Here is a 23,449-nt window from a genome sequence, read left to right as displayed (position 1 = left end):
CGGGACGCGGGGAACCCCTAACCCATCCCTGGCGCCGTCGCCGGCACGATGACCACGGTGAAGGCGATGGCGAAGACAATGAGGACGGCGATGCTGAGGACGGTGAACCGGAGCCGGTCGCGGATCACCCCGACGAACTCGCGGAGCACCGCGCTGGGGAAGTAGTACCAGGCGGTGGGCGCGCCGACGACGTGCGCGCGCATACCCAGCGTCCTCGTGAGGAGTGCGGCACGGAAGACGTGGTAGCTGCTGGTGGCGACGACTACCGGGGAGGACGGGTCGGAGAGCAGCTTCCGGGAGTAGCGGAGGTTCTCCTCGGTGGTGCGGGACTCGGTCTCCGCGGTCACCGTGGCGGGGTCGGCACCCTGCGCGACCAGGTAATCGCGCATCGCCTCGCCCTCGGGTCGCGGTTCATCGGGACCCTGTCCGCCACTGGGGATGAGCACCGGCTCGCCGTGGAACTGCTGCTGGACGGACAGTCCACGGTCCAGCCTGGCGGCGAGCAGCGGTGGGACGTTGCCGTCGATGAGACCGGACCCGAGGACGATGACGGCCTCTGGGGCGGTACGGATGCGTCGCCAGCGGTAGAGCAGGGAGGCTGCGAAGAAGGCGGCGAAGACGAAGCCGAAGTAGAACACCACCAGTACAACCGAGAGGTGTGTGGCGTACCGGAACATGTAGGCGGGGTCGGTACGAGGGGTCTCCGGTGGGGCCAGGATCCCCAGCGTCGTCGGGAGGAACAGCAGCCCGAGCCCGGCGAGCAGCGCCAGCGCATTGCCCAGGGAGCGGCTCTCCTTGCGCAGTACGGTGGCGCCGGAGTACAGCAGGAAGATCATCAGCAACGGATAGCCGACCACGTTGCCCAGGATGAACAGGGCCATTGTCGTGATGCCGACGACGATCAGTGGCCCCGGGTGTCCCTGGTTGGTCAGCAGCAGGCCCACCCCGATGGCGAGCAGGCCGAGACCCATGGTCACGTAGACCGGTGTCGCGAGGCGTCTGCCGTCGCGGATGAGGCCGATCATCCCGGCCGCCAGAACTACGGCCCCGAAGATGATGACGCCGGCCACGATCGCTGGCGCTATTGTCATCTGAACTCCTGCTGCGATGTCAGGGGGATTGGAATGCCCCGTAGTTTCTTCTGTTCATTGTCGGCCGTCACAATCCACCTGGTGGGAGCATTGCCAACGGCAGTCTATCGGAAGAATCCTCGATTCCGATGCCCCGGCTCGACCGGCGCTATCCTGTGCGATGTCGGCATTCACCCCAGGTTGGCCGATGCGCCCGATCTTTCATGTGGTGCGGTGGCGAAGGATATGTGAGGAGAAGGTGTGATGAATGCTGTTGGCGAGAATGACCGTGAACAAGTCAGCCCGAACGCGATAACGGGGCGGCGATGGTGGATCCTGTTGACGGTCAGCCTCGTTCTGCTCGTTGCGGTCTACTGGCTCGCCGTGTTGACGACTACCGGGCAGGAGCTGGAGAACGCTGCGTTGCGCGGGGCGGACCAGGCACCGGCCGCGGAATCGGATGGCGCATGGTCTGCGCTCGGTGACATCACGATATGGACCCTTGCAATAGCAACTGCGCTGGTCGGAATGATCGGGCTCCTTCGCCGTAAGGTGTTCCTGGCGGTGGTCGCGGTCTCGGTCATCGTGGGTGGGCAGATCGTGACCCAGGTGTTGAAACGATTCGTGCTGCCGCGGCCCGATCTGGTCGAGGTTTCCGGACACTACGCGCATAATTCCTTTCCCAGCGGGCACACCACGATCGCGATGACCGTGCTTGTCGCCCTGTTTCTCGTGGTTCCGTACCGGTGGCGAGGTGTGGCGATGTTCGTGGTCATGACGTGGGCGGTGGGTATCGGCGCATACACCACGACCGCGAAGTGGCATCGTTTCTCCGATACGTTCGGCGCGGATATGGTGGCCCTGATCTGCGGGGCCGTCGCCGCTCTGCTCCTGCTTCGCCGTGGGGCCGTCACCGTGAGTAGGTCACGTCCGAAGGTGAGGGTCGTCTATGTCGTCGCGATGGCCGTGGTGGGCGCCTTTTCTCTCGCTGTCGGTACGTTTATCGGTGTGGCGTCCGGAATTCAGGATCTGCGGGATCCTATTATCGAGTGGAATTTGTATCTCACCGCGAACAGTCTGGCGACCGGGTGCTCCGTACTCTCAGCCTTGGCGTATTGGGCCACGTGGCGCCGTCTCGACGTGCGTGCCTGACGTTGCCTCGGCGAGCTCACCGGTGAGCGCTCGGTGCGACCGTCCCGGTTTTCTCGGGCGCCCGGGGGCCGGACCCCCAGGTCGACGCGGTGTACATGGCCTGCTCCAGCGGCCCGCGGCGGAAGAAGTGCTTCCACACCGTGCAGAACACCACGGCCACGCCGAGGTAGCAGGCCAGCGGCACCAGGGACACGCCCGGTTCGTCCGCCACGTCCGGCAGCCAGTGGTTGATCCCGGCGGACACCAGCGCCTGGCCCACGTACACGGTGAAGGCGCAGGAGCCCAGGGCGACGAGGGGGAACAGCCACCGTCCCGCCAGGTCACCGAGCCACAGGCACAGGGTCACGACCACCAGGCTGATGCCGGTGTTCAGCAGCAGGTCCGGGGTGGAGCCGGAGTGCGCGCCGGCGACCAGCAGCTCACCCGGGGAGGAGGTGGTGCCCATGGACATGCCGTACATCCGCCAGGCGGCGAAGACGGAGATGTCGGAGGCCTCGGCGAGCTCGCGCAGGTCCATCCCCATGAGGTCCACGATCAGGGGTTGGACGTCGAAACGGGCGACCATCACCCAGGTGAACGCGGCCGAGCCGAGTGCGGCGACGAGCCCGGTGACCAGCCACACCACGCGCCTCGCCCTGTCCACACCCACGGTCATCACGCCCATGCCGAGCACGATGACGGGCAGCCAGGTGATCACCGGGTACATGCCGTCCAGCAGCAGCGCGCGCAGCGCGGTGGCGACGCCGTCCAGCGAGGTGAGGTGGTCGAGGCGGGGGACCACGGCGAGTTCGATCTCGCCGCCCTCGCTGCCGCCGCCTGCGGCGGGCAGGACGTCCCGCAGCCAGTACGACAGTTGCGGCAGGACGAGCATGCCGCCGGCGCCTAGGGCGAGCAGGGTGGTGCCGCGCAGCGTCACCAGTGCGGTGCAGATCAGGAAGGACGCACCGAGCGTGGCGAGCACGACGATCATGTTGGGTCCGGCGGACGCCAGCAGCACGCCGATGACCAGCAGGATCGCCCCGCGGATCGCGACGCGTCGGCGTACCTGCGAGGCGGGCACGCCGGACGCCAGGCCGTGGGAGGTCATCAGCGCCATGGACATGCCGGAGAGGAAGGCGAAGAGGATGGACGGCCACCCGGTGAACCACGTGGCCCAGGAGGCGGGGCCGAAGTGGTCGACGGTCATGCCGACGACGGCGACGGCGCGGGCGATGTCGAGCCCGAGGATGCGGTTCTGCTGTTTCTTCACGTTCTTCACGTCCTAGAGCATGCCGGAGCGTGTGCCCGGGGTCGTCAGTCCCGGGTATGACTTCGGCGGTATGACATCGGCGGTAGCCTTGTGTGTCATGAGCGACAACCCTGAGGCGCCCCGCAGCAACTGGTTCACCGGCGGCGCGGAGTACGCGTCCTTCCGTCCGTCCTACCCCACGCAGGTGTCGGGGTTCCTGGCGGAGCACACGCCGGGCACGGGTGTGGCGGTGGACGTGGGCTGCGGTACCGGGCAGCTGTCGGTGCAGTTGGCGGACTACTTTGACCGGGTGCTGGCGTTCGACCCCAGCGAGTCGCAGCTGGCGTCGGCCACGCATCACCCGAACATCGCCTACGGGGTGGCGTCGGCGGAGAAACTGCCGGTGGAGGACGGCTCGGCGGACCTGGTCACCGCGGCGCAGGCGGCGCACTGGTTCACGCTGCCGGACTTCTACGCCGAGGCCCGGCGTATCGGCCGGGAGGGCGCGTTGATCGCGCTGGTGAGTTACGGGGTGCTGCGGATCTCCGACGCGGACGTGCAGGAGCGGTTCGGACGGTTCTACTACGACGAGATCGGGCCGTACTGGGATCCGGAGCGTCGCTACGTCGACGAGGGGTACCGCACGATGCCATTCCCCTTCGAGGAGCTGGACGTCCCGGAGCTCAGCATCGACGCGGACCTGGACCGGGAGGCGTTCCTGGGGTACGTGGGCACGTGGTCGGCGGTGCGTAAGGCGGAGCGGCAGGGCCGCTCGGACCTGTTCCAGAACTTCGCCTCGGACCTGGTGGACATCTGGGGCGACAACGGTCGCCCGCGTCAGGTGTCGTGGCCGGTGGCGGTGCGCGCCGGGCGGTTGTGAGGCGCACGTCACGAAAAGGTTGACACGTCAACCACCTCCGTTATCGTGGACACGTCAATCACTTCTCCGACCGGTAGCGAGGTCCCCTCATGTCCACCGTCTCCACCGCTTCCACGAGCACCGTCAGCAACGTCGTCAGCAACATCGTCATCCTGCTCGCCCGCATCGCCCTGGGTGTGACCCTCTTCGCCCACGGCTGGCAGAAGTTCGTCACCAACGGCATCGACGCCACCGCCCAGGGCTTCGAGTCCATGGGTGTGCCCGCGGCGACCGCGGCGGCGGTCTTCGCCGCGGCCGTGGAGCTCGTCGGTGGTGTCCTGCTGATCATCGGCCTGCTCACGCCGCTGGTCGCCGTCCTCGTCGTCGCCGACATGGCCGGCGCGTTCTGGTACGCCCACAGTGACGCGGGCACCATCTTCGTCTCGGACGGCGGCTACGAGCTCGTGCTCGTGCTCGCCGCCGGCGCGGCGCTGGTCGGTGCGGTTGCGGGAGGACGCTACGGCGTCGACGGCCTGCTGCGCCGCCGTCGCGTCGCGAAGTGAGTAATGTGATTCAGCTCATATTATAAAAAAATAGTGGTAGCCATCACGCGGTGGAGGCGCTAGGTTGGTCGTGGCACGAGAACCAACCAGACGACCCCTGCATTGGGAGGCACCGCACCATGACCACCACAGCCACCGCCAGCAACGCCTACGCCGCCCCGGGTACCGAGGGCTCGCTCGTCTCCTTCAAGCCCCGGTACGAGAACTTCATCGGCGGCCAGTGGGTCGCCCCCGTCGACGGGCAGTACATCGAGAACATCAGCCCGGTCGACGGCAAGGTGTTCACCGAGGTCGCACGATCCCAGGCCGCCGACGTCGACAAGGCGGTGGACGCCGCCCACGCCGCGGCACCCGCCTGGGGCAGGACCAGTGTGCAGGACCGCTCCCGCGTCCTGCTCAAGATCGCCGACGTCATCGAGGAGAACCTCGAGATGCTCGCCGTCGCCGAGACCTGGGACAACGGCAAGTCCGTGCGTGAGACGCTCGCCGCGGACCTCCCGCTCGCTGTCGACCACTTCCGCTACTACGCCGGTGCGCTGCGTGCCCAGGAGGGCTCGCTCTCGCAGATCGACGAGAACACCGTGGCCTACCACTTCCACGAGCCGCTCGGCGTGGTCGGCCAGATCATCCCCTGGAACTTCCCGATCCTCATGGCCGCGTGGAAGATCTGTCCCGCCCTCGCCGCGGGCAACGCCATCGTGCTCAAGCCCGCCGAGCAGACCCCGGCGTCGATCCTGCTGGTCGCCGAGCTGATCTCCGACATCCTGCCGGACGGGGTGCTCAACATCGTCAACGGTCTCGGTGAGGAGGCTGGTGCGGCGCTGACGCAGAATGACCGCATCGCCAAGATCGCCTTCACCGGTTCCACCGAGGTCGGCAAGATCATCAACAAGGCCGTCGCCGACAAGCTCATCCCGGTGACCCTCGAGCTCGGCGGCAAGTCGCCGAACGTCTTCTTCGGCGACATCATGGACGCCGACGACTCCTTCCGGGAGAAGACCCTCGAGGGTCTGGCCATGTTCGCCCTGAACCAGGGTGAGGTGTGCACCTGCCCCTCACGTGCGCTGATCCAGGAGGACATCGCCGACGAGTTCCTCGACCTCGCCGTCGAGCGCGTCCGCTCGATCAAGGCCGGCAACCCGCTGGACCCTGCCACGATGATCGGCGCGCAGGCCTCGCTGGAGCAGATGGACAAGATCACCAGCTACCTGAAGTCCGGTCCCGAGGAGGGCGCGGAGGTCCTCATCGGCGGCGGTGTGCGCACCGTCGACGGCCTGGAGAACGGCCTGTACGTGGAGCCCACGATCCTCAAGGGAAACAACGCCATGCGCTGCTTCCAGGAGGAGATCTTCGGCCCGGTCCTCGCCGTGACCACCTTCAAGGACTTCGACGAGGCCATCCAGATCGCCAACGACACCGACTACGGTCTCGGTGCCGGCGTCTGGGCCCGCGACGGCCGCACCGCCTACCAGGCGGGCCGCGCCATCGAGTCCGGTCGCGTGTGGGTGAACAACTACCACTCCTACCCGGCGCACGCGGCGTTCGGCGGCTACAAGAAGTCCGGCATCGGGCGCGAGACGCACCTGATGATGCTGGACCACTACCAGCAGACCAAGAACCTGCTGTGGTCCTACGACGAGAACCCGAACGGCCTGTTCTGATTCACCGGCGTAGCGTGGGTGGGTGCCAGAGAACGACTCTCGTCAAGGAGGTACACCACCCATGTCCGACCAGAAGAAGCTCACCGGCCGCACCGTCGTGGTCCTCGCCACCGACGGGTTCGAGGACTCCGAGCTGACCTCCCCGCGCGACGCGGTCTCGGACGCCGGGGCGCACGTCGTCATCGCCACACCCGGCGGTAAGGCGATCACCGGCAAGAAGGGCACCGAGGTGCCCGCGGATGCCCGCACCGCCGACGTCGAGGCGGCCACGGTGGACGCCGTCCTGCTGCCCGGCGGGACGTCCAACGCCGACGCGCTGCGGCTCGACGCCGACGCGGTCGCCCTCGTCCGCGAGGTCGTGACCGGCGGCAAGCCGCTCGGCGTGATCTGCCACGGCGCCTGGATCCTCACCGACGCCGACGTCCTGTCCGGCAGGACGCTGACCTCCTACCCGAGCCTGCGCACCGACCTCGTCAACGCCGGTGCCACCTGGGTCGACGAGGAGGCGCACACCTGCGGGGGGCCTGAGGGCGCCGGCACCATCGTGTCCTCGCGCACCCCGGACGACCTGCCCGCCTTCAACGACGCGGTCGTCGCCGCCTTCGCCGCGTCCTGACCCGGTCGCGGGTTACGCCGTCGACTCCGTGGCACCGGCCCACTGGTTGATGCCACGGTCCACGGCCCACCGGTCGATCTCGGCGAGCTCGCCGCCGGTGAAGTCCAGGTTGTCGAGGGCGTCCAGCGAGTCGTCCAACTGGGCCACCGAGGACGCACCGATCAGCGCGCTCGTCACCTCCGGGCGGCGCAGCACCCACGCGATCGCCATCTGCGCCAGGCTCTGACCCCGCGCCTCGGCGACGGTGTTCAGCGCGCGCACCGCCTCGACCGTCTCGTCGGTGAGGAAGGACTCCGACATCTTCCCCGCGCCCAGCCGCGACCCCTCCGGCACACCGTCCAGGTACTTGCCGGTCAGCAGTCCCTGCGCCAGGGCGGAGAAGGCGATCACGCCGAGGCCCTCGTCGGCGCAGGCGGCGAGCAGACCGTCCTCCACCCACCGGTTGAACATCGAGTAGGAGGGCTGGTGGATGGTCAGCGGGGTCCCCAGGTCCCGGGCCACCGCGGTCGCCCGACGGGTCAGCTCGGGGGAGTAGGAGCTGATGCCCACGTACAGGGCGCGCCCGCTGCGCACCAGGTGGTCGAGGGCGGCCACGGTCTCCTCCACGGGGGTCTGCGGGTCGGGACGGTGGTGGTAGAAGATGTCCACGTAGTCCAGGCCGAGCCTGCGCAGTGAGGCGTCGCAGCTGGCCACGAGGTACTTGCGCGAGCCGCCGAAGCCGTACGGGCCGTCCTGCATCCGCCAGCCCGCCTTCGAACTGACCACGAGTTCGTCGCGGTACGGGCGGAAGTCGGACGCCAGGAGCCGTCCCACGTTCTCCTCCGCCGCACCGGGCGGCGGACCGTAGTTGTTGGCGAGGTCGAAGTGCGTCACGCCGCGGTCGAAGGCGCGGCGCAGGATCGCCCGCTGGGTGTCCAGTGGACGGTCGTCGCCGAAGTTGTGCCACAGGCCCAGGGTGATCGCCGGCAGCTGCAGTCCGGAGGTGCCGGAGCGGCGGTAGGGCATGGTGGCGTAGCGGTCGTCGGCGGCCCGGTAGACGTCGGGGAACTCTGCGGTACTCATGCGCGCCGAGGGTACCCGGGATCGTGTATCCTGCGTATCACTTACATTCACCGCATGAAGGAGTTGAGCGTCCACCATGGACGATGGTCCGTGTCCGAGTACCAGGGGTGGCACAAGCTGCAGGAGCAGCCACAGCCACCCGCCCCGCGCAGGGAGCGCACCGGCCTCAGGGGGTGACCGGTGAGCCCGCTGCTGACGTTGCTGCTCGGCATCGTCGTCATCCTGGCCCTCATCGTCGCCAACGCCTACTTCGTGGCGCAGGAGTTCGCGTACATGTCGGTGGACCGGGCGCGTCTGCGCGCCCTCGCCGCCGACGGGGACGCCGCGGCCGGACGTGCCCTGGCGGTCACCCGCAGGACGAGCTTCATGCTCTCCGGCGCGCAGCTGGGCATCACCGTCACCGGCCTGCTGGTCGGTGAGCTGGCCGAACCGATGATCGGCGGCTCGGTCGGGGAGATCCTCGGCGGGGCGGGCACCGCCGCCGTCGCCGCCACGGTCACCCTGCTGGTGGCCACGGTGGTGCAGATGATCTTCGCCGAGCTGTACCCGAAGAACCTCGCCATCGCCGCCCCGGAGCCGCTGGCCCGCGCCCTGGCCCGGTCCACGCAGGCCTACCTGTTCCTCTTCGGCTGGCTCATCGCCTTCTTCGACTGGTCCAGCAACGCGTTGCTGCGCCTGGTGGGTGTGACCCCGGTGGAGGACGTGGACTCCACCGCCGACCGCAAGGACCTGGGACGCATCGTCGCCGACTCGCGCGCCTCCGGTGACCTGCCCCGGGAGCTGTCGATGCTGATCGACCGCATCCTCGACTTCCCCGAGCGCACCGTGGAGCACGCGATGGTGCCCCGGGCGCGCCTGGGCGAGATGGACCCGGGCACCACCGTGGCCGAGGCGCGCGTGCGCATGGCCGGCGGCCACACCCGCTACCCGGTGCTCGGCTCGGTGGAGGACGAGGAGTCCCACGAGGAGGAGGAACGTCTCTACGGTGTGCTGCACCTGGACGACGTCCTCGACCCCGACCTCGACCCGTCCACCACGGTGGCCACGCTGGTGCGTGAGCCGGTGGTGCTGCCCGAGGTCATGGCCCTGCCGGACGCCCTGGTGGAACTCCAGGAGTCCGACAACCGGCTGGCCTGCGTGGTCGACGAGTACGGCGGGGTGTCCGGCGTGCTCACCGCCGAGGACTTGGCCGAGGAGCTCGTCGGCGAACTCACCGACGAGCACGACGCCCCCGAGCACCACATCAGTGCGGAGGTCACCACCTCCGACGGTGTGCAGCGCTGGCGTATCGCCGGCGACGAGCACCTCGACGAGGTGTCACGCGTGCTCGACGTGCGCCTGCCCGACGGGGAGTACGAGACCCTCGCCGGGCTGGTCATCGACGAGCTCGGTTCCCTGCCGGAGGTCGGTGAGGTCGTGCCCGTCGCCCTGCCGCGGGACCCGCGTGAGGTCGTCGACGACCGCCCGCAGGACCGCGTCCTGGTCGCCGAGGTGACCGAGGTCGGCAACCACGTACCCACCGAACTGCTCGTCCACCTGGAGGTGAGCGACGATGAGTGACCTCACCGTGGTCCTGGTGACCCTGCTGCTGCTCGTGGGCAGCGCCTTCTTCGTGATGATCGAGTTCGCCCTGCTGGGCGTGCGGCGCCACCGGCTGGAGGACGCGGCGGACCGGAGCCTCACCGCCCGCGCCGCCCTGCGCGGCGTGAATGAACTGACGGTGATGCTCGCCGCCGCGCAGCTCGGCATCACCGCCTGCACCTTCGCCCTCGGCGCGGTGACCAAGCCGGCGGTGTCGGCCTGGTTGAAGCCATTGTTCACCGCCTGGGGCATCCCGGACGGTGCGGCGTACACCGTGTCCTTCGTCCTGGCCCTGCTGGTGGTGACCTTCCTGCACCTGGTCATCGGCGAGATGGCGCCGAAGTCGTGGGCGATCGCCTTCCCGGAGCGCGCTGCCCGTCTGGTGTCCGTGCCGGCGAGGGCGCTGGCGTGGGTGCTGCGTCCGCTGCTGCTGTGGATGAACCGGGTGGCCAACCGCCTGGTGAAGATGTCCGGGGCGGAACCGGTCGACCGGGCCGCCGCGGGCGGGCACGACGCCGCCACCCTGCGCCACCTCGTGGAGCACTCCGCCGAGGAGGGTGCCCTGGAGGCGGAGTTCCAGTCCCAGATCGCCGGCGCCCTGGACCTGCAGCAACGAACCCTCGGTGAGCTGCCGGGCACGCAGGTCCCGCACCTGACGGCCGCGGCGACGGTCGGGGAGGTGCAGGACGCCGCCCGCCGCACCGCGCAGATGCGCGTCCTACTGGAGGGGCCGGACGGTACGTCGACGTCGGTGCTGCACGTGCGCGACACCCTGCCGGAGGCGCGGACGGCCCCGGCCGCCCCGTTGGCCCGGGACCTGCTGGTGCTGCCGGCGTCGATGCCGGTGTACGAGGCGTTCCGCCGGATGCGTGAGGCCAGCGAGCAGCTCGTGGGCGTGAGCGGGTCCGGTGGCGCCGGCGGCACAGGCGGCACAGTCGGCACAGGCACCCTGCTGCCGCGGGTCGTCACGCTGCCGGAGATCCTGGCGTTCGTCCTGCCGCGCGAGGCGGGGCAGGGGCAGTAGCGCCGGCTACGGCAGCAGCGACTCGGGGATGCGCATGCCGATGACCTCGTCGCGGGTCATCGCACCGTCGGCGAGGACCTCGGCGCACACGTAGCGTGCGCGGTCCTCGGGCACCGGGATGCGTCGGGCGTGGCTGAGCACCGAGTTCAACCGGCCGTCGCCGTTGGCCCGGTCCTCGGGGCCGCCCCACGCCTTCCACGCCACGGCGGTGACCAGGGAGGCCAGGGTGATTCCGGTCGGGTCGTACGGCGGGGCGGACTCGTCGGCCGAGCGCGGTGTGGAGGATCCGTCGGTGGCGAACTCGCGGCTGGCCTCGCGGCCCTTGCGGGGGCGTACGTGCAGGTCCTGCTGGCCGATGCCGACCACGGTGCCGTCGGGGTTACGGATCACCGAGGTGTAGGCCACGTTGAGGTAGCCGTCGTCACGCACCCGCTGGCGGATCATCGCGACCATGTCGTCGTCGACCTCGACCTGCAGCAACGCACCGTTCTGCCCCGGGTTGAGGAACTGGAAGGTGCCGGTGCGCGTCCACGCCTCGTAGTCGGAACCCAGACGACGCATCACCAGGGTGCCGAAGAGGATGTCGGTCATGGCGAACAGGGTGCCGCCGAAGGCGGCGTTGTTCGGGGTGCGGGTCATCGGGCTGAGCCGCAGGACAACCTCGCCGCGGGACCAGTCGTCGGCGATGTTGCGCAGCCGGATGCCGGAGCCCGCCAGCGGCGGCCACAGGCGCGTGACCTGCTCCATCCCGCGTGGGGTGGAGAACACGTAGCGGGTGATGTAGCTCTCCACGGAGCGGTAGAGCCGCACCGGGAGGGACCGTCGCCGGCCGGTGCCGCGCCCGGCCTGCTCGGGCGGGGAGTGCGGTGAGTGGGGTGGGGTGGTCGCGCTCATTCCTCGTTCCTTACCGGCAGCAGCCGTTCGGGGATGTGCAGTTCCAGGATCTGCTCGCGGGTCAGTGCGCCGGTCTTCAGCGCCTCGGCCGCCACGTAGCGCGCCTGGTCCTCGGGATCGGGGATACGGCGGGAGTGGCTCAGCGCGGAGTTGAGCTGCCCGCCATGGTCGGACGCATCGTCCTCACTGCCCCACGCCCGCCACGCCAGGGCGGTGACCAGCGACGCCAACGTGATGCCGCGTGGCTCCAGCGGCGGGGCGGACTCCTCGACGCCGCGCGCGGTCGTCGAGCCGTCCTGCGCGGTGGGACGCTGCGCCTCGCGGCCCTTGCGGGGGCGTACGTGCAGGTCCTGCTGGCCGATGCCCACCACGGTGCCGTCGGGGTTACGGATCACCGAGGTGTAGGCCACGTTGTAGTAGCCGTGCTGCTCCACCTTGGAGATGATGTCGTCGATCATCGCGTCGTCCGCGTCGACGAGGAGTTTGGCCCCGTTGCGCCCCGGGTTCAGGTACTGGAAGCTGCCCGTGCGGGTCCAGGCCTCGTAGTCGGAGCCGAGGCGTTTCATCACCAGGGTGCCGAAGAGGATGTCGGTCATGGCGAACAGCGTGCCGCCGAAGGCCGCACCGTGCATGTTGCGGTTCAGCGGGCCGAGTCGCAGGACGACGGTGCCGTGTGACCAGTCGTCGGCGATGCCGCGCACCTTCACGCCGGCGCCGGCGAGCGGCGGCCACACGTCCAGGGAGCGTTCGAAGGCCTGGGGGCCGGAGAAGACCCGCTTCATGACCTGCCCCTGGGCCCGGCGGGCGAGACGTCGTACGCGGGAGGGATTCGTTCGTGAAGTCATAATATCGGTAACACTACATTCCGTGGGAGGTCGGCGAGAACAATTATGTGAACATGGCGGGCCCCGCCGCCCGCGCGTACTCTGAGTTGGTGAAAGGAGAGATTCACATCATGAGTAACTTCACTGTTCCGGGCCTGTCCGAGGGCGACGCCAAGCAGGTCATCGACATCCTGCAGGAGCGTCTCACCGCGTACAACGACCTGCACCTGATTCTCAAGCACGCGCACTGGAACGTCGTTGGTCCGACGTTCATCGGTGTCCACGAGATGCTCGACCCCGAGGTCGACCGTGTCCGTGGTGACGCGGACGACGTGGCCGAGCGCATCGCCGCGCTCGGTGGCGAGCCGGTCGGCACCCCTGATTCGCACGCACCGGGCCGCGACCCGCTGCAGTACCCGATCAACAAGGGCACGGTGCAGCAGCACCTCACCGCCCTGAACGAGATCTACGACAAGGTCATCGTGGACACCCGCGAGGCCGACTCCGCCGTGGACCAGCTCGATCCGGTCACCGAGGACCTGATCGTGGGCCAGGTGCGCGAGATGGAGAAGTTCCAGTGGTTCATCCGGGCTCACCTGGAGGACGGTAGCGGGAACATCTCCTCCGGCGCCTAGCAGGTAGCCGCGTTTTCTCCTGAAGCCGCTGTCAGTCCCAACGGGGCTGACAGCGGTTTCACAGTGTGCGGGGGTGGCGTGGCCAGCGCCGTCCCCTACGCTTGTTCACCGACCTGACCACCTGAGCCGACCAACCGAGCCCCGTACGGAAGAGACCATCTGCCATGACCCCTGCCGCACCGTCGCGCCCCGAGCCCACCAGTGACCCGGGGACGGTGTCGGACACGCTGCCGGGGCAGCTATCTCGCAGGACGCCACGCAGGACGCCACGGACCACCGCAGGACGCACCGTCGCCGGCGCGGCCGCGGCGGTGGGCGTCGTCCTGCTGGTGTGGCAGCTGGTGGGCGTCATCGGGCACGTCAGTTCGAGTTACCTGCTGGACGTGGGCGTGTTCCGCGACGCCGGACGTGCCGTCGTGGAGGGCGGCGGGCTCTACGGCGAGGACTTCGACTCACGTAGCGGTTTCGCCTTCATCTACCCGCCTCTCGCGGCGGCGCTGTTTGTGCCGCTGACCTGGTTCGACGAGAACCTCATGGAGGCGTTGTGGACGGCGACGAGCCTGGTGGCCGCCTGGGGTGTGCTGGCGATGGTCGCCGACCGGCTGCGCCTGTGGCGTCCGCTGCTGGTGGCGCTGCCGATGCTGGGCTTCGCGCTGTGCCTGGAGCCGTTGCAGACGCACCTGATGTACGGGCAGATCAACGTGTTCCTGGTGCTGCTGGTCACCGCGGACCTGCTGGGGTACACGCCGCGGTGGCTGCGTGGTGCCGGGGTGGGCCTGGCCGCGGGGATCAAGATCACCCCGGCGGCGTACGCGCTGGTCTTCCTGGTGTCGCGACGCTGGGGCGACCTGGCGCGTTCGGCCGGGACGTTCTTCGTCACGGTGGCGCTCGGCTGGGCGATGCGTCCGGCGGAGTCCCTGTTCTACTGGACGGAGGAGTTCTTCAACGGCGACCGTGGCGGCCCGCCGGACTACGAGGCGAACCAGGCGTTGACCGGGCTGATCTCCCGCGCCGGGGTGGACGGCGACCTGGCGCAGACGATCATGCTGCCCGGGCTGCTGGTCATCGCGGTGCTGGCGGGCTGGGGTGCCTGGCAGCTGGGCCGGGCGGGGCGTCCGGTGTCGGTGCTGCTGCTGATGGTGCTGGCGGTGAGCATCTCCGCGCCGGTGGCGGTCACGCACCACTGGACGGGCATCATCGTGGCGGTGGGGCTGCTGGTCTCGCTGGTGCTGGGCCGGGAGGGTGCCTCGCGCGACTGGGTGACCCTGGTCGGGGTGTTCGTGCTGCTGGCGGCGAACGTGCTGCCGCGCAACGACGTGAGCGTGGGGGCCACGGTGGAGCCGTACTACCGGGCGTTCGAGGGCAACTGGTTGCTCAGCAACGTGCAGGGTATCGCCGGGATCGTGTGTTTCGTGCTGCTGCTGGTGGCCGCGTGGCGCTGCCGCCCACGAGCCTGAGTAACACCCGTGTGAGTTGTCCCCTTAGTATGTGAGTCGTAACGACCACATCAGACTCAGGGGTCACATGAGCTTCACCGGCCGGGCGTCCGTACTCGCCGCCGTCACCGCCACCGCACTGGTCCTCGCCGGCTGCGCCGGCACCACGCAGGACGCCACGTCCGCCGCGCCTTCCGCCACGTCCGCGCCGGCGGCAGCGTCCGGCACGTCGTCCGAGGCGTCCTCCCCGGAGCCGACGACGGACGCGGCCGAGACCGGGGACGCCGGCGACGGAGCCGACGCCGCGTCCGGCGAACCCGCCGTACAGGACATGGTCGACATGCTCGGCACCCTGGAGGTCAAGGGCCGGGCGCCGAAGACCGGCTACAGCCGCGACGAGTTCGGCCAGCGGTGGAAGGACACCGACCGCAACGGCTGCGACCAGCGCAACGACGTCCTCGCCCGCGACATGACCGACATCGACCGGGAGGGCCCGTGCAAGGTGATGACCGGCACCCTGGACGACCCGTACACGGCGACCACGATCGATTTCGTGCGTGGCCCGGACACGAGTACCGCGGTGCACATCGACCACGTCGTGGCCCTGTCGGACGCGTGGCAGAAGGGTGCGCAGCAGCTGTCGGCTGAGCGTCGCGAGGAGCTCGCCAACGACCACCTCAACCTGCTGGCCGTCGACGGCCCGGCGAACATGCAGAAGAGCGACGGGGACGCCGCGACCTGGCTGCCGGCGAACCGCGCCTTCCGCTGCAGCTACGTGGCCACCCAGGTGCAGGTCAAGGCGAAGTACGCGTTGTGGGTGACCGCCGCCGAGCATGACGCGATCGCCCGCGAACTCGGCAACTGCGACTCGGACGGTTCCGCCGGCCTCGCCCCGGTGGAGGAGGCTCCCAGGCAGGCCGCTGAACCTGCCGCCGAACAGGCCCCGGAGCAGGCCCCCGAGCAGGCCCCTGCCGCCGAGCCGGCGGGGGAGGTCGGCGGTGAGGTGTACTACCAGAACTGCACCGCGGCACGTGCGGCCGGAGCGGCTCCGCTCTACCGTGGCCAGCCGGGCTACCGGGCGCAGATGGACGGCGACAACGACGGCGTCGCCTGCGAGTGAGCCTCGTACCGGCGCCGGTTAGAGCAGCTGCCAGGCTGCGGCTGCGGCGAGCGCACCCACCGCGTTGAGTGCCCAGTGCAGGCCGATCGGGGCGATCACGCTGCCGGTGTGGTGGCGCAGCCAGGTCAGCCCGGCGCCGGCCCCGGCGGTGGCGACGACGGCGGCGCCCACGCCCAGCCACTGTGCCGCCGTCCCGGACCCCAGGAAGGCGGTCAGGCCGGCATTGCTGGCCGTCAGGTTCAGTGAGCTGGCGATGTGCCACAGACCGAACAGCAGCGAACTGCCGAAGAACACCAGCTTCGTGCCGCCCATGCGTGCCAGGGTGCCGTGCAGTACGCCGCGGAACGCCAGCTCCTCGGGCAGGACGGTCTGCAGCGGGATGATCACCAATGCGGCGATCAGCGCGGTACGCAGGCTCGCGTAGGACTCGTTGAAGAAGAACTCCCTGGTGAACGGCATGGCCAGGCCGATGCCGACGGCCAGCACCACCAGGCCGGCCGCGCCGAGACCGTACAGCAGGCCCTTGCCGTGGGTGTGGCGTCCCAGCCCGAGGTCCCGCCAGGTCATCCCGTTCGCGCGGGCGATGACCAACAGGATCGCCACGCCCACCGGGACGGTGGTGGCGACGGCGGCGAGTTGGGAGAAGTGCGCGGTGACGTTGATCACGGCCAGGGCGGTGACGACCGCCAGGACGTTCAGGACGTCCCGCGTGCGGACGCCTCGCGACGGGGCGGCGGCGCGCGCGGGGGTGGCGGTGTCGACAGTGGCGGTAGTGGCGGTGGCACGCCGCCGGAACAGGGCGGACGGGGTGAATCGTGTGGTGGTCAGGCTCATTACAGATCAACGTTATACCGCCCGCGGCATGGTCCGCGAGCTCATCGGCGGGCTGTGGACGGATCGACATGGACTCCGGACGCCACTGCCAGCCAACGGTCAGGGACACCGCCGGGACCCACCCGGGAATGGATTCGGGGGCCGGTGGCGTTAGAGTATGGACACCAAGAATAGACAGATGAGTCTGTCCGTAACCCGTGCAGCGAAGAGAATCAGGAACACGCGCATGTCGACTACACACGACCAACGGAGCAGCCGCATCCCGGGCTGGCTCACCGGGTTCGGCGCCCAGGTCATCGCCGGTCTCGTCATCGGCCTCATCCTCGGCTTCATCGCCCGCGCCCAGGGCGCCGACCTCGGCGAGGACGACCAGAGCTGGCTCGGCACCCTCCTCGACGAGGTCGGCTCCACCTACGTCAGCCTGCTGAAGCTGATGATCCCGCCGCTGATCATCGCCGCGGTGATCACCTCGGTGGCCAACCTGCGCAAGGTCGCCAACGCCGCACGCCTGGCGGTGAGCACCCTGATCTGGTTCGCCATCACAGCCTTCTTCTCCGTGCTCGTCGGTATCGGCGTCGGCCTGGTGATGAAGCCGGGCGAGGGCACCTCGGTGGACGCGACCAGCGCCGCCGAGCCGTCCAGCTCCGGTTCGTGGCTCGGCTTCCTCGAGTCCATCGTCCCGGACAACATCCTCGGCCTGGCGGCCTCCGCCAACTCGGAGGGGGACATCGGCCTGAGCTTCAACGTGCTGCAGCTGCTGGTCATCTCCATCGTGCTGGGTGTGGCCGCGGTGAAGGCGGGCAAGTCCGCCGAACCGTTCCTGGCGGTCACCGAGTCACTGCTCACCGTGGTGCAGAAGGTGCTGTGGTGGATCATCCGCCTGGCACCGATCGGCACCGGTGCGCTGATCGGCCACGCCGTCTCCGACTACGGGTGGGACGCCCTGGGCTCCCTCGGCAAGTTCGTCCTGGCGATCTACATCGGCCTGGCGATCGTGATGCTGGTCATCTACCCGGCGGTGCTCGCGTTCAACGGACTGCCCGTGGTCGGTTTCTACCGCCGCGTGTGGCCGGTCACCTCCCTGGGCTTCATCACCCGTTCCTCGATGGGCGTGATGCCGGTGACGCAGCGTGTCACCGAACGCTCCATGGGTGTGCCCACCGAGTACGCCTCCTTCGCCGTGCCGCTGGGTGCGACGACGAAGATGGACGGTTGCGCCGCGGTCTACCCGGCGATCGCCGCCCTGTTCGTCGCCCAGTTCTACGGCATCGACCTCGGCTTCACCGACTACCTGCTGATCATCTTCGTCTCGGTCATCGGTTCGGCCGCCACCGCCGGCACCACCGGCGCGACCGTGATGCTGACCCTGACCCTGTCCACGCTGGGCCTGCCGCTCGCCGGTGTGGGCCTGCTGCTGGCCATCGAGCCGATCATCGACATGGGCCGTACCGCGGTCAACGTCACCGGTCAGTCCCTGGCTGCCACGGTGGTGGCCAAGCGGGCAGGCATCTGGGACAAGGAGATCTGGGACGCCGCCCAGGAGGGCGGGTTCGAGGCCTCCGCCGGTGAGGACAGCCACCGCGCGCACCTGCCGGAGGACGCTGAGAGCACTGGGAGCACTGAGAACGCTGGGAGCGCCGAGGATCCCGAGGACTCCGAGCTCACCGGTTCCACCGTGCGCGGCTGACCGACAGGCACGCACTACACGCACCGCACCTTGAGCCCTCAGGTCGCCGATCACCCCGATCCGCGACCTGAGGGCTCAAGGTCTCACAGGGGGGGGGGCAGGGGAACCGGGGCAGGGGAACAGAGGAAAGCGGCCAGCTGCTACCCGGTGAGCCGCACCCGCGACCACGCCTCACGCAGCTCCGGCACCGGGTCGTCGACGGTCTCCTCGCCGGCGTCGAAGACCTGGGTGGCGAAACCGTCCCGGTAGGGCGTCCAGCCCGGGTCACCCCGGTGGATGAACTCGCGCCAGCGCTGCTGCATCACCGCCGTCGTCGCCGACATCCGGTCGCGCCCGCCCAGGGCCAGGGCACCGGGGCCGCGTCCGGAGTCGTAGCGTCCGAAGAGGATCGGCAGGTCCAGGGCGTGGGTGGCACCGATGCCGGAGATGTTCAACGACGGTGTCGTCAGGTCCAGCCGGTACATCCAGGCGCGCCCGGACGGGTGCTGGTCGGCCAGCCGCATGGAGGGGGCGGTGAACAGGGCGTCGCCGATGAAGCGTCCGGCGTCCCCGCGACGCCGCCCGCCGGAGTAGAACGTGGACAGCACGTCCGGCCCTCGTTCGTCGTCGATGAGGCCGGCGAAGTCGCGGGTCTGGCCCTGCAACGTCCTGCGCGACACCCGGTTCCAGCGCATCAGCACGTACTCGTCGAGGTTCGTGCCGACGAGCAGCGGCACGTCCAACTGCGCGCCGGGTTCCAGGGGGTGGCGCGGCAGCAGGTCGTCGACGACCGGGGCGAAGGCGCCGGCGATCCCGGCGGCACCCCAGGACGCGGCGTTGAGCTTCTCCGTCAACCAGGCGAGGTCCCGGTGGTCGGCGTCGAGCGGGGAGGCGTCGGTCCGGGTGGCGAGCAGCTCCAGGGCCGCGTCCGACAGCTGCCCTGCCTGGGCGGGGGAGTGCACCATCGCGCCGGCGGGGGACTGGGCGATGAAACCGGCGACCAGGCCGTCCATCCGCGGTGAGGCGCTCAGCGCGGTGACCATCGCGCCGCCGCTGGACTCGCCCATCACGGTGATCCGTGACGGGTCGCCGCCGAACGCCTGGGCGTTGGCGTGGACCCACTCGACGGCGGTGACGATGTCGGACAGCCCGGCGTTGGTCTCGAAACGGTCGGTGTCGAGGCCGTCGGCGTGGCCGAGGGCGAGTTGGCCGAGCATGCCCAGGCGGTAGTTCACCGCCACGTAGACAGCGTCGGTGGCGTTGGCGAAGTACTCGCCGGACAGCAGCGGTTCGCGGGCGGAGCCGTGGATGTTCGATCCGCCGTGCAGGTAGACCACGACAGGACGCTGCTCGTCACCGTCGCGGGGCCCGCCGTGTGGGACGACGACGTTGAGCCAGAGGCAGTCCTCGGAGCCGATCCAGCCGTGGCGGGCGTCGCGCCACTGGCTGCAGTACTCGCCGGGGCGGTCGGCGACGAAGGTCCCGTCCCACGGGGTCTTCGGGCGTGCACGGCGCAAGCGCAGGTCACCGACGGGCGGTTCGGCGTAGGGGATGCCGCGGAAGGCCACGCCGTGGTTCACGGCGTGGCCCCGGATCCTCCCGGTGGTCGTGGTGACGGTCCACCGGTCGGCGACGGTCGTGCGGACGGTGCGGGGTCCCTGGTGCATGCCGACAAGCCTAACGCCCGGCCCCCGCGTGGGGTGGCCGGGCGTTGAGGACGGTGGGTCACGGTGGGCCCGTGAGGGCGGGACTCAGGTCGCCGAGGAGATGAGCGCCCCGTCGGTGAAGAACTCCGCCTCGACCTCGTGCAGGGTCATGCCCAGGGCGTTCTTCGCCTTGCGGACGACCGGGCTGCGGCCCACGGTGGTGACACCGGAGACCTCGGACTCCCCGCCGGAGCGGGAGACAAGGCTGAACACCACGAGCTCCTCGTCCTCGCTGAGCAGGACGAGCTCGTGGTCCGCCGGGGTGTCGGACGGGCCGGGCTGGCCGCTCTGCACCGGTCGGCCGGTGGCGCCGGCGAGGTTGAGCATCAGACCGTACTGGCGCGACCACCCCTTGGACGGGGAGAGCAGGAAGGACTCGGCGTCCTTGCCGGCCAGTGCGGCGCCGACGATGCCGCCGAGCAGGCGGGCGGACCCCTCGTCCTCCGGGAGGTTGACGGTCCCGTCCTCGGCACGGATCTCCACGCAGTCACCGGCGGCCCAGACGCCGGGGGTGGAGGTGCGGCCGAACTCGTCGGTGACGATGCCGCGTCCGACCTCCAGCCCGGCGGAGCGGGCCAGGGAGACGTCGCGGTCGAGACCGACGGAGACGACCATGACGGCCGGGTCGAGTTCACTGACCGCGGCGTCGATCTGCTCGTCGCTGAGACCGCAGCGGATGTCGATGCCGTGCTCGGTGTGGCGCTGGCGCAGCCAGCCGGCCGCGGCGGCGGGCAGGATGCGCCGGCAGATGTCGTCCTGCGCCTCCAGCACCGTGACGCTGGCCTCGGTGAGGGAGGACGCGGCGGCCGCCGCCTCGAGCCCGAGGATGCCCGCGCCGACGATGACGACGTTGTCGTCGGCGGTCAGGCCCTGGAGGGAGCCGCGCAGCGACGTGGAGTGCTCGGGGGTGCGGATGTAGTGGACGTCGCGTCCGGCGGTCCACGCGGTGTCGAGCTCACGCGGGGAGGCCCCGGTGGTCAGCACGAGCTGGTCCCAGGGGCGCTCCTCGCCGTCGACGGTGAGGGTGCGGGCCGTGGTGTCCACGGCGGTGACCTCGCTGGACAGGTGCAGCTCGACGTCCACGTTGTCGGAACCGTCGAAGACCGCGCCGGGCAGGGAGACGTCCTGCGGGCCCTTGCCGTCGATGAGGATGTCCTTGTTCACGGACGGGCGACGGTACGGGCGGTGCGCCTCCCGGGTGTAGATGTCCACGGTGGTGGAGCCGACCGTGTCCCCGGCCGCAGCGAGGAAGGCCTTGAGCGCCGAGTGGGCGGCCACACCGCCGCCGATGACGGCGATGCGCTGGTGGTCGGGTTCAGTCATGAGCAGGATCCTGTCTGTGAAGTCGGTGGTACGTCAACGTGAGGGTGTGCGGCTACTTGCGGCTGATCTGGACCATCTCGAAGTCGGCCTTCGCCGCACCGCAGTCCGGGCACTCCCAGTCGTCGGGGATGTCGTCCCAGAGGGTGCCCGGGGGGAAGCCCTCCGCCGGGTCTCCTTCAGCCTCGTCGTAGATGTACCCGCACTGCAGGCATTCGTAGACTTTGTAGTCGTCCATGGTGAGCTCCTTTCCTGAGCTGGTGTCCGGTGCTGCCGTTGCGGTCGGCACCTAGCTGACCTTGTCGAAGTCGACCTTGTCGCGGACCCCGCAGTCGGGGCAGAACCAGTCCTCGGGGACCTCCGACTCCCAGTCGAATCCGGGGGAGAACCCTTCGGCGTCGTCTCCTGCGTCGGTGTCGACACGGTAGTCACACAGGGGGCACTGGTAGACAGCCACAGTGGTCACCTGTCCTTTCTCTTCTCAATGGTGTGTGCAGTAGGGAACCGCCGCCGGCGACGGCGACGGGTGGGGCAGGGGGACTCGTCAGGCCGCCGGGGCCGGGCCGGCGGCGCCACCGGCGCCGGCGGCGTAGTCGATCGGCTTGCGGTTCTTCGGCCGGGGGATCACGTGGGTGGACGGGACCCCGGGGCCCCTGATCAGGCCGACGAGGCCGGGCAGGAGGAAGAACAGGGAGATCAGGACGAGCCACGGGCTCACGGCGTGTACGTAGGCCAGGCCGTACGCCCCGAAGATGCCCAGGGCCAGTGCCACCGCCCCGACGACGGCGATCACGGTGCAGAGCATGTAGTGCACCTTCGGGTTCGTCATCTTCTGCGGCGGAGCCTGGTTCTCGGGGATGTCGGCCCCGCCGGTCGCGCGGATCGCGGCGATGTCGGGGGCGTCGGACGATGCGTTGTTCGCGGTCGCGGTCATTGGTCAGCCCTCCTTGGTGGCGGCTGCCGGTGCTGCCGTACCCCACTTGGCACGCAGCTTGGCGGCCTTCGGCGGGTAGAGGTTCGCACGCTCGGTGTCGTTGTTGTAGTACTGCATCAGGCGCTTGTCCATGATCTTGAACCACAGGGGCGGGAACGAGGCGACGGCGATCATCGTCGCGTAACCGCCGGGCAGCTCCGGGGCGAAGACGTCCGAACGCAGGGACTGGTAACGCCGGGTGGGGTTGGCGTGGTGGTCCGAGTGGCGCTGCAGCTGGTACAGGAAGATGTTCGTGGTGAGGTTGTCCGAGTTCCAGGAGTGCTCCGGGGAGCAACGCTCGTAGCGGCCGTCCTCGAGCTTCTGGCGCAGCAGGCCGTAGTGCTCCAGGTAGTTGACGAACTCCAGCAGAGCGATGCCGATGACCGCCTGGATCAGCAGGTACGGCAGGATGTTGATGCCGAACACGGCGAGCAGCACGCCCCAGATCAGGACGGTGATCAGCCAGGCGTTGAGCACGTCGTTGTCCAGGTTGAACTGGCCCTTGCCGCCGCGGGCGAGACGCTTCTTCTCGATGTCCCAGGCGCGGGGGATCTGACGGGGGATGGAACGGACCAGGTAGGCGTAGACGTTCTCACCCATGCGCGAGCTGACCGGATCCTCCGGGGTGGCGACCTTCACGTGGTGGCCCTTGTTGTGCTCCACGTAGAAGTGGCCGTAGGCGGGGACCGCCAGGACGATCTTGCCGAGCCAGCGCTCGAAGCTGCCCTTCTTGTGGCCGAGCTCGTGGGCGGCGACGATGCCGATACCCGAGGTCATGCCCATGGTCCAGGCCAGGCCGATCTTGTCGTACCACTCGAGCCCGCCGTAGGTCCACTGCCAGCAGCACAGGATCAGGCTGGCCAGCATGAGCGGGAAGTACAGGTAGGAGATGATCCGGTAGTACTTCGTCTCCTCCAGCCAGGGCACGAACTCCTCGGGGGCGTTCTCGCCGTCACGGCCGAGGACCCAGTCCCCGATGGGGACGATGATGAACACGGCGATGGGCCCGAGGAACCAGGACGCGGAGACCAGGACGTCGGGAGCGTTGATGGCCCGCATCCACTCCACGATGCCCCAGATGATCAGCGGCATGGCACCGGGCACCATGCTGAGGATCCAGGCGTACTTCTTCTTGTCCACCCACTGCTTCTCTTCCGGGGTGAACGACTCTTCTGCGGTGACACCACCCTCGGCGGGTGCTGTCTTCTTGTTTGTTGTCGTCATG

The 23,449-nt window shown here is 69.3% G+C and carries 23 protein-coding genes; 11 read left to right on the top strand and 12 right to left on the bottom strand.

Translation table 11 applies throughout. The features are described 5' to 3' along the window. Positions 1-17: 17 nt before the first annotated feature. Positions 18-1,091 (bottom strand): YdcF family protein, encoded by a 1,074-nt coding sequence (locus ACT3TD_RS08465; RefSeq protein WP_301443253.1) that lies wholly within the window; start codon positions 1,089-1,091, stop codon positions 18-20. Positions 1,092-1,334: 243 nt separating this feature from the next. Here ACT3TD_RS08465 and ACT3TD_RS08460 point away from each other — a divergent pair, with 243 nt between their 5' ends. Next, positions 1,335-2,222, top strand: coding sequence for a phosphatase PAP2 family protein (locus ACT3TD_RS08460; RefSeq protein ID WP_301443260.1), 888 nt, complete (start codon positions 1,335-1,337; stop codon positions 2,220-2,222). A gap of 16 nt (positions 2,223-2,238) precedes the next feature. On the opposite strand, the gene ACT3TD_RS08455 is transcribed toward ACT3TD_RS08460, so the two are convergent. Beyond that, positions 2,239-3,480 carry a DUF418 domain-containing protein gene (locus ACT3TD_RS08455; RefSeq protein ID WP_441579303.1) on the bottom strand — a complete coding sequence of 414 codons (1,242 nt, stop codon included), beginning with the start codon at positions 3,478-3,480 and terminating at the stop codon, positions 2,239-2,241. 88 nt (positions 3,481-3,568) lie between these two features. Here ACT3TD_RS08455 and ACT3TD_RS08450 point away from each other — a divergent pair, with 88 nt between their 5' ends. From ACT3TD_RS08450 to ACT3TD_RS08435, 4 genes are all read left to right on the top strand, one after another. Continuing rightward, positions 3,569-4,330: a class I SAM-dependent methyltransferase gene (locus ACT3TD_RS08450; protein ID WP_301444210.1), complete on the top strand. Its 762-nt coding sequence runs from the start codon at positions 3,569-3,571 to the stop codon at positions 4,328-4,330. Positions 4,331-4,419: 89 nt separating this feature from the next. Next, positions 4,420-4,872 carry a DoxX family protein gene (locus ACT3TD_RS08445; RefSeq protein ID WP_301444211.1) on the top strand — a complete coding sequence of 151 codons (453 nt, stop codon included), beginning with the start codon at positions 4,420-4,422 and terminating at the stop codon, positions 4,870-4,872. 119 nt (positions 4,873-4,991) lie between these two features. Beyond that, positions 4,992-6,533, top strand: a complete 1,542-nt coding sequence (exaC, locus tag ACT3TD_RS08440; RefSeq protein WP_441579304.1) for an acetaldehyde dehydrogenase ExaC — start codon at positions 4,992-4,994, stop codon at positions 6,531-6,533. Between the two features lie 61 nt (positions 6,534-6,594). Beyond that, positions 6,595-7,149, top strand: a complete 555-nt coding sequence (locus ACT3TD_RS08435) for a type 1 glutamine amidotransferase domain-containing protein (RefSeq protein WP_301443841.1) — start codon at positions 6,595-6,597, stop codon at positions 7,147-7,149. Positions 7,150-7,161: 12 nt separating this feature from the next. Here ACT3TD_RS08435 and mgrA read toward each other — a convergent pair whose 3' ends face one another. After that, positions 7,162-8,211, bottom strand: a complete 1,050-nt coding sequence (gene mgrA, locus ACT3TD_RS08430) for an L-glyceraldehyde 3-phosphate reductase (protein ID WP_441579305.1) — start codon at positions 8,209-8,211, stop codon at positions 7,162-7,164. A 189-nt stretch (positions 8,212-8,400) separates the two neighbouring features. Here mgrA and ACT3TD_RS08425 point away from each other — a divergent pair, with 189 nt between their 5' ends. Beyond that, positions 8,401-9,771, top strand: a complete 1,371-nt coding sequence (locus ACT3TD_RS08425) for a hemolysin family protein (RefSeq protein ID WP_301443843.1) — start codon at positions 8,401-8,403, stop codon at positions 9,769-9,771. Continuing rightward, complete coding sequence (locus tag ACT3TD_RS08420) at positions 9,764-10,816, top strand: CNNM domain-containing protein (RefSeq protein ID WP_444614983.1); 1,053 nt, start codon at positions 9,764-9,766, stop codon at positions 10,814-10,816. The genes ACT3TD_RS08425 and ACT3TD_RS08420 overlap by 8 nt, the downstream gene beginning before the upstream one ends. 6 nt (positions 10,817-10,822) lie before the next feature. Here the strand turns inward: ACT3TD_RS08420 and ACT3TD_RS08415 are convergent, their stop codons facing one another. After that, positions 10,823-11,710: a PaaI family thioesterase gene (locus tag ACT3TD_RS08415; RefSeq protein ID WP_301444082.1), complete on the bottom strand. Its 888-nt coding sequence runs from the start codon at positions 11,708-11,710 to the stop codon at positions 10,823-10,825. Continuing rightward, positions 11,707-12,555, bottom strand: a complete 849-nt coding sequence (locus tag ACT3TD_RS08410; protein ID WP_301444083.1) for a PaaI family thioesterase — start codon at positions 12,553-12,555, stop codon at positions 11,707-11,709. Before ACT3TD_RS08410 ends, ACT3TD_RS08415 begins: the two co-directional genes overlap by 4 nt. A 110-nt stretch (positions 12,556-12,665) precedes the next feature. On the opposite strand from ACT3TD_RS08410, the gene dps reads away from it, so the two are divergent. The 3 genes from dps (at position 12,666) to ACT3TD_RS08395 (ending at position 15,725) form a co-directional block, all read left to right on the top strand. Beyond that, a complete protein-coding gene (gene dps, locus ACT3TD_RS08405; RefSeq protein ID WP_301444084.1) occupies positions 12,666-13,169 on the top strand; it encodes a DNA starvation/stationary phase protection protein Dps in 504 nt (167 codons plus the stop codon). A 164-nt stretch (positions 13,170-13,333) separates the two neighbouring features. Then, positions 13,334-14,626 carry a glycosyltransferase 87 family protein gene (locus tag ACT3TD_RS08400; protein ID WP_301444185.1) on the top strand — a complete coding sequence of 431 codons (1,293 nt, stop codon included), beginning with the start codon at positions 13,334-13,336 and terminating at the stop codon, positions 14,624-14,626. 67 nt (positions 14,627-14,693) lie between these two features. Beyond that, a complete protein-coding gene (locus ACT3TD_RS08395; RefSeq protein WP_301444184.1) occupies positions 14,694-15,725 on the top strand; it encodes a GmrSD restriction endonuclease domain-containing protein in 1,032 nt (343 codons plus the stop codon). 18 nt (positions 15,726-15,743) lie between these two features. On the opposite strand, the gene ACT3TD_RS08390 is transcribed toward ACT3TD_RS08395, so the two are convergent. Further along, positions 15,744-16,559 (bottom strand): CPBP family intramembrane glutamic endopeptidase, encoded by an 816-nt coding sequence (locus tag ACT3TD_RS08390; RefSeq protein ID WP_301444179.1) that lies wholly within the window; start codon positions 16,557-16,559, stop codon positions 15,744-15,746. 226 nt (positions 16,560-16,785) lie between these two features. Between ACT3TD_RS08390 and ACT3TD_RS08385 the strand changes: the two genes are divergently transcribed. Next, on the top strand, positions 16,786-18,246 hold the full coding sequence (locus ACT3TD_RS08385) for a dicarboxylate/amino acid:cation symporter (RefSeq protein ID WP_301444178.1): 1,461 nt from the start codon (positions 16,786-16,788) through the stop codon (positions 18,244-18,246). Positions 18,247-18,386: 140 nt separating this feature from the next. Here ACT3TD_RS08385 and ACT3TD_RS08380 read toward each other — a convergent pair whose 3' ends face one another. The 6 genes from ACT3TD_RS08380 to ACT3TD_RS08355 form a co-directional block, all read right to left on the bottom strand. Beyond that, on the bottom strand, positions 18,387-19,892 hold the full coding sequence (locus tag ACT3TD_RS08380) for a carboxylesterase family protein (protein WP_441579308.1): 1,506 nt from the start codon (positions 19,890-19,892) through the stop codon (positions 18,387-18,389). 84 nt (positions 19,893-19,976) lie between these two features. After that, positions 19,977-21,254 carry an NAD(P)/FAD-dependent oxidoreductase gene (locus ACT3TD_RS08375; RefSeq protein WP_301444032.1) on the bottom strand — a complete coding sequence of 426 codons (1,278 nt, stop codon included), beginning with the start codon at positions 21,252-21,254 and terminating at the stop codon, positions 19,977-19,979. Between the two features lie 52 nt (positions 21,255-21,306). Beyond that, on the bottom strand, positions 21,307-21,489 hold the full coding sequence (locus ACT3TD_RS08370) for a rubredoxin (protein ID WP_075816283.1): 183 nt from the start codon (positions 21,487-21,489) through the stop codon (positions 21,307-21,309). A gap of 51 nt (positions 21,490-21,540) precedes the next feature. Beyond that, positions 21,541-21,717: a rubredoxin gene (locus tag ACT3TD_RS08365; RefSeq protein ID WP_441579309.1), complete on the bottom strand. Its 177-nt coding sequence runs from the start codon at positions 21,715-21,717 to the stop codon at positions 21,541-21,543. Between the two features lie 78 nt (positions 21,718-21,795). After that, positions 21,796-22,185 carry a hypothetical protein gene (locus ACT3TD_RS08360; RefSeq protein ID WP_301443021.1) on the bottom strand — a complete coding sequence of 130 codons (390 nt, stop codon included), beginning with the start codon at positions 22,183-22,185 and terminating at the stop codon, positions 21,796-21,798. A gap of 3 nt (positions 22,186-22,188) precedes the next feature. After that, positions 22,189-23,448 carry an alkane 1-monooxygenase gene (locus tag ACT3TD_RS08355; protein WP_441579310.1) on the bottom strand — a complete coding sequence of 420 codons (1,260 nt, stop codon included), beginning with the start codon at positions 23,446-23,448 and terminating at the stop codon, positions 22,189-22,191. Position 23,449 lies beyond the last annotated feature (1 nt).

The organism is Corynebacterium sp. AOP36-E1-14 (assembly GCF_052377495.1).
Classification (GTDB): Bacteria; Actinomycetota; Actinomycetes; order Mycobacteriales; family Mycobacteriaceae; genus Corynebacterium.
The sequence above is the reverse complement of the archived record's forward strand: the minus strand, read 5'-3'. Positions and strand labels throughout refer to the sequence as shown.

Bases quoted from the DNA above. Each gene is read 5' to 3' on its own strand.
- ACT3TD_RS08375 (WP_301444032.1), bottom strand. From the start codon at position 21,254: ATGACTGAACCCGACCACCAGCGCATCGCCGTCATCGGCGGCGGTGTG.
- ACT3TD_RS08435 (WP_301443841.1), top strand. From the start codon at position 6,595: ATGTCCGACCAGAAGAAGCTCACCGGCCGCACCGTCGTGGTCCTCGCC.
- ACT3TD_RS08450 (WP_301444210.1), top strand. From the start codon at position 3,569: ATGAGCGACAACCCTGAGGCGCCCCGCAGCAACTGGTTCACCGGCGGC.
- ACT3TD_RS08380 (WP_441579308.1), bottom strand. From the start codon at position 19,892: ATGCACCAGGGACCCCGCACCGTCCGCACGACCGTCGCCGACCGGTGG.
- ACT3TD_RS08420 (WP_444614983.1), top strand. From the start codon at position 9,764: ATGAGTGACCTCACCGTGGTCCTGGTGACCCTGCTGCTGCTCGTGGGC.
- exaC (WP_441579304.1), top strand. From the start codon at position 4,992: ATGACCACCACAGCCACCGCCAGCAACGCCTACGCCGCCCCGGGTACC.
- ACT3TD_RS08390 (WP_301444179.1), bottom strand. From the start codon at position 16,559: ATGAGCCTGACCACCACACGATTCACCCCGTCCGCCCTGTTCCGGCGG.
- ACT3TD_RS08460 (WP_301443260.1), top strand. From the start codon at position 1,335: ATGAATGCTGTTGGCGAGAATGACCGTGAACAAGTCAGCCCGAACGCG.
- ACT3TD_RS08355 (WP_441579310.1), bottom strand. From the start codon at position 23,448: ATGACGACAACAAACAAGAAGACAGCACCCGCCGAGGGTGGTGTCACC.
- mgrA (WP_441579305.1), bottom strand. From the start codon at position 8,211: ATGAGTACCGCAGAGTTCCCCGACGTCTACCGGGCCGCCGACGACCGC.
- ACT3TD_RS08370 (WP_075816283.1), bottom strand. From the start codon at position 21,489: ATGGACGACTACAAAGTCTACGAATGCCTGCAGTGCGGGTACATCTAC.
- ACT3TD_RS08400 (WP_301444185.1), top strand. From the start codon at position 13,334: ATGACCCCTGCCGCACCGTCGCGCCCCGAGCCCACCAGTGACCCGGGG.
- ACT3TD_RS08410 (WP_301444083.1), bottom strand. From the start codon at position 12,555: ATGACTTCACGAACGAATCCCTCCCGCGTACGACGTCTCGCCCGCCGG.
- ACT3TD_RS08445 (WP_301444211.1), top strand. From the start codon at position 4,420: ATGTCCACCGTCTCCACCGCTTCCACGAGCACCGTCAGCAACGTCGTC.
- ACT3TD_RS08385 (WP_301444178.1), top strand. From the start codon at position 16,786: ATGTCGACTACACACGACCAACGGAGCAGCCGCATCCCGGGCTGGCTC.
- ACT3TD_RS08415 (WP_301444082.1), bottom strand. From the start codon at position 11,710: ATGAGCGCGACCACCCCACCCCACTCACCGCACTCCCCGCCCGAGCAG.
- ACT3TD_RS08465 (WP_301443253.1), bottom strand. From the start codon at position 1,091: ATGACAATAGCGCCAGCGATCGTGGCCGGCGTCATCATCTTCGGGGCC.
- dps (WP_301444084.1), top strand. From the start codon at position 12,666: ATGAGTAACTTCACTGTTCCGGGCCTGTCCGAGGGCGACGCCAAGCAG.
- ACT3TD_RS08360 (WP_301443021.1), bottom strand. From the start codon at position 22,185: ATGACCGCGACCGCGAACAACGCATCGTCCGACGCCCCCGACATCGCC.
- ACT3TD_RS08395 (WP_301444184.1), top strand. From the start codon at position 14,694: ATGAGCTTCACCGGCCGGGCGTCCGTACTCGCCGCCGTCACCGCCACC.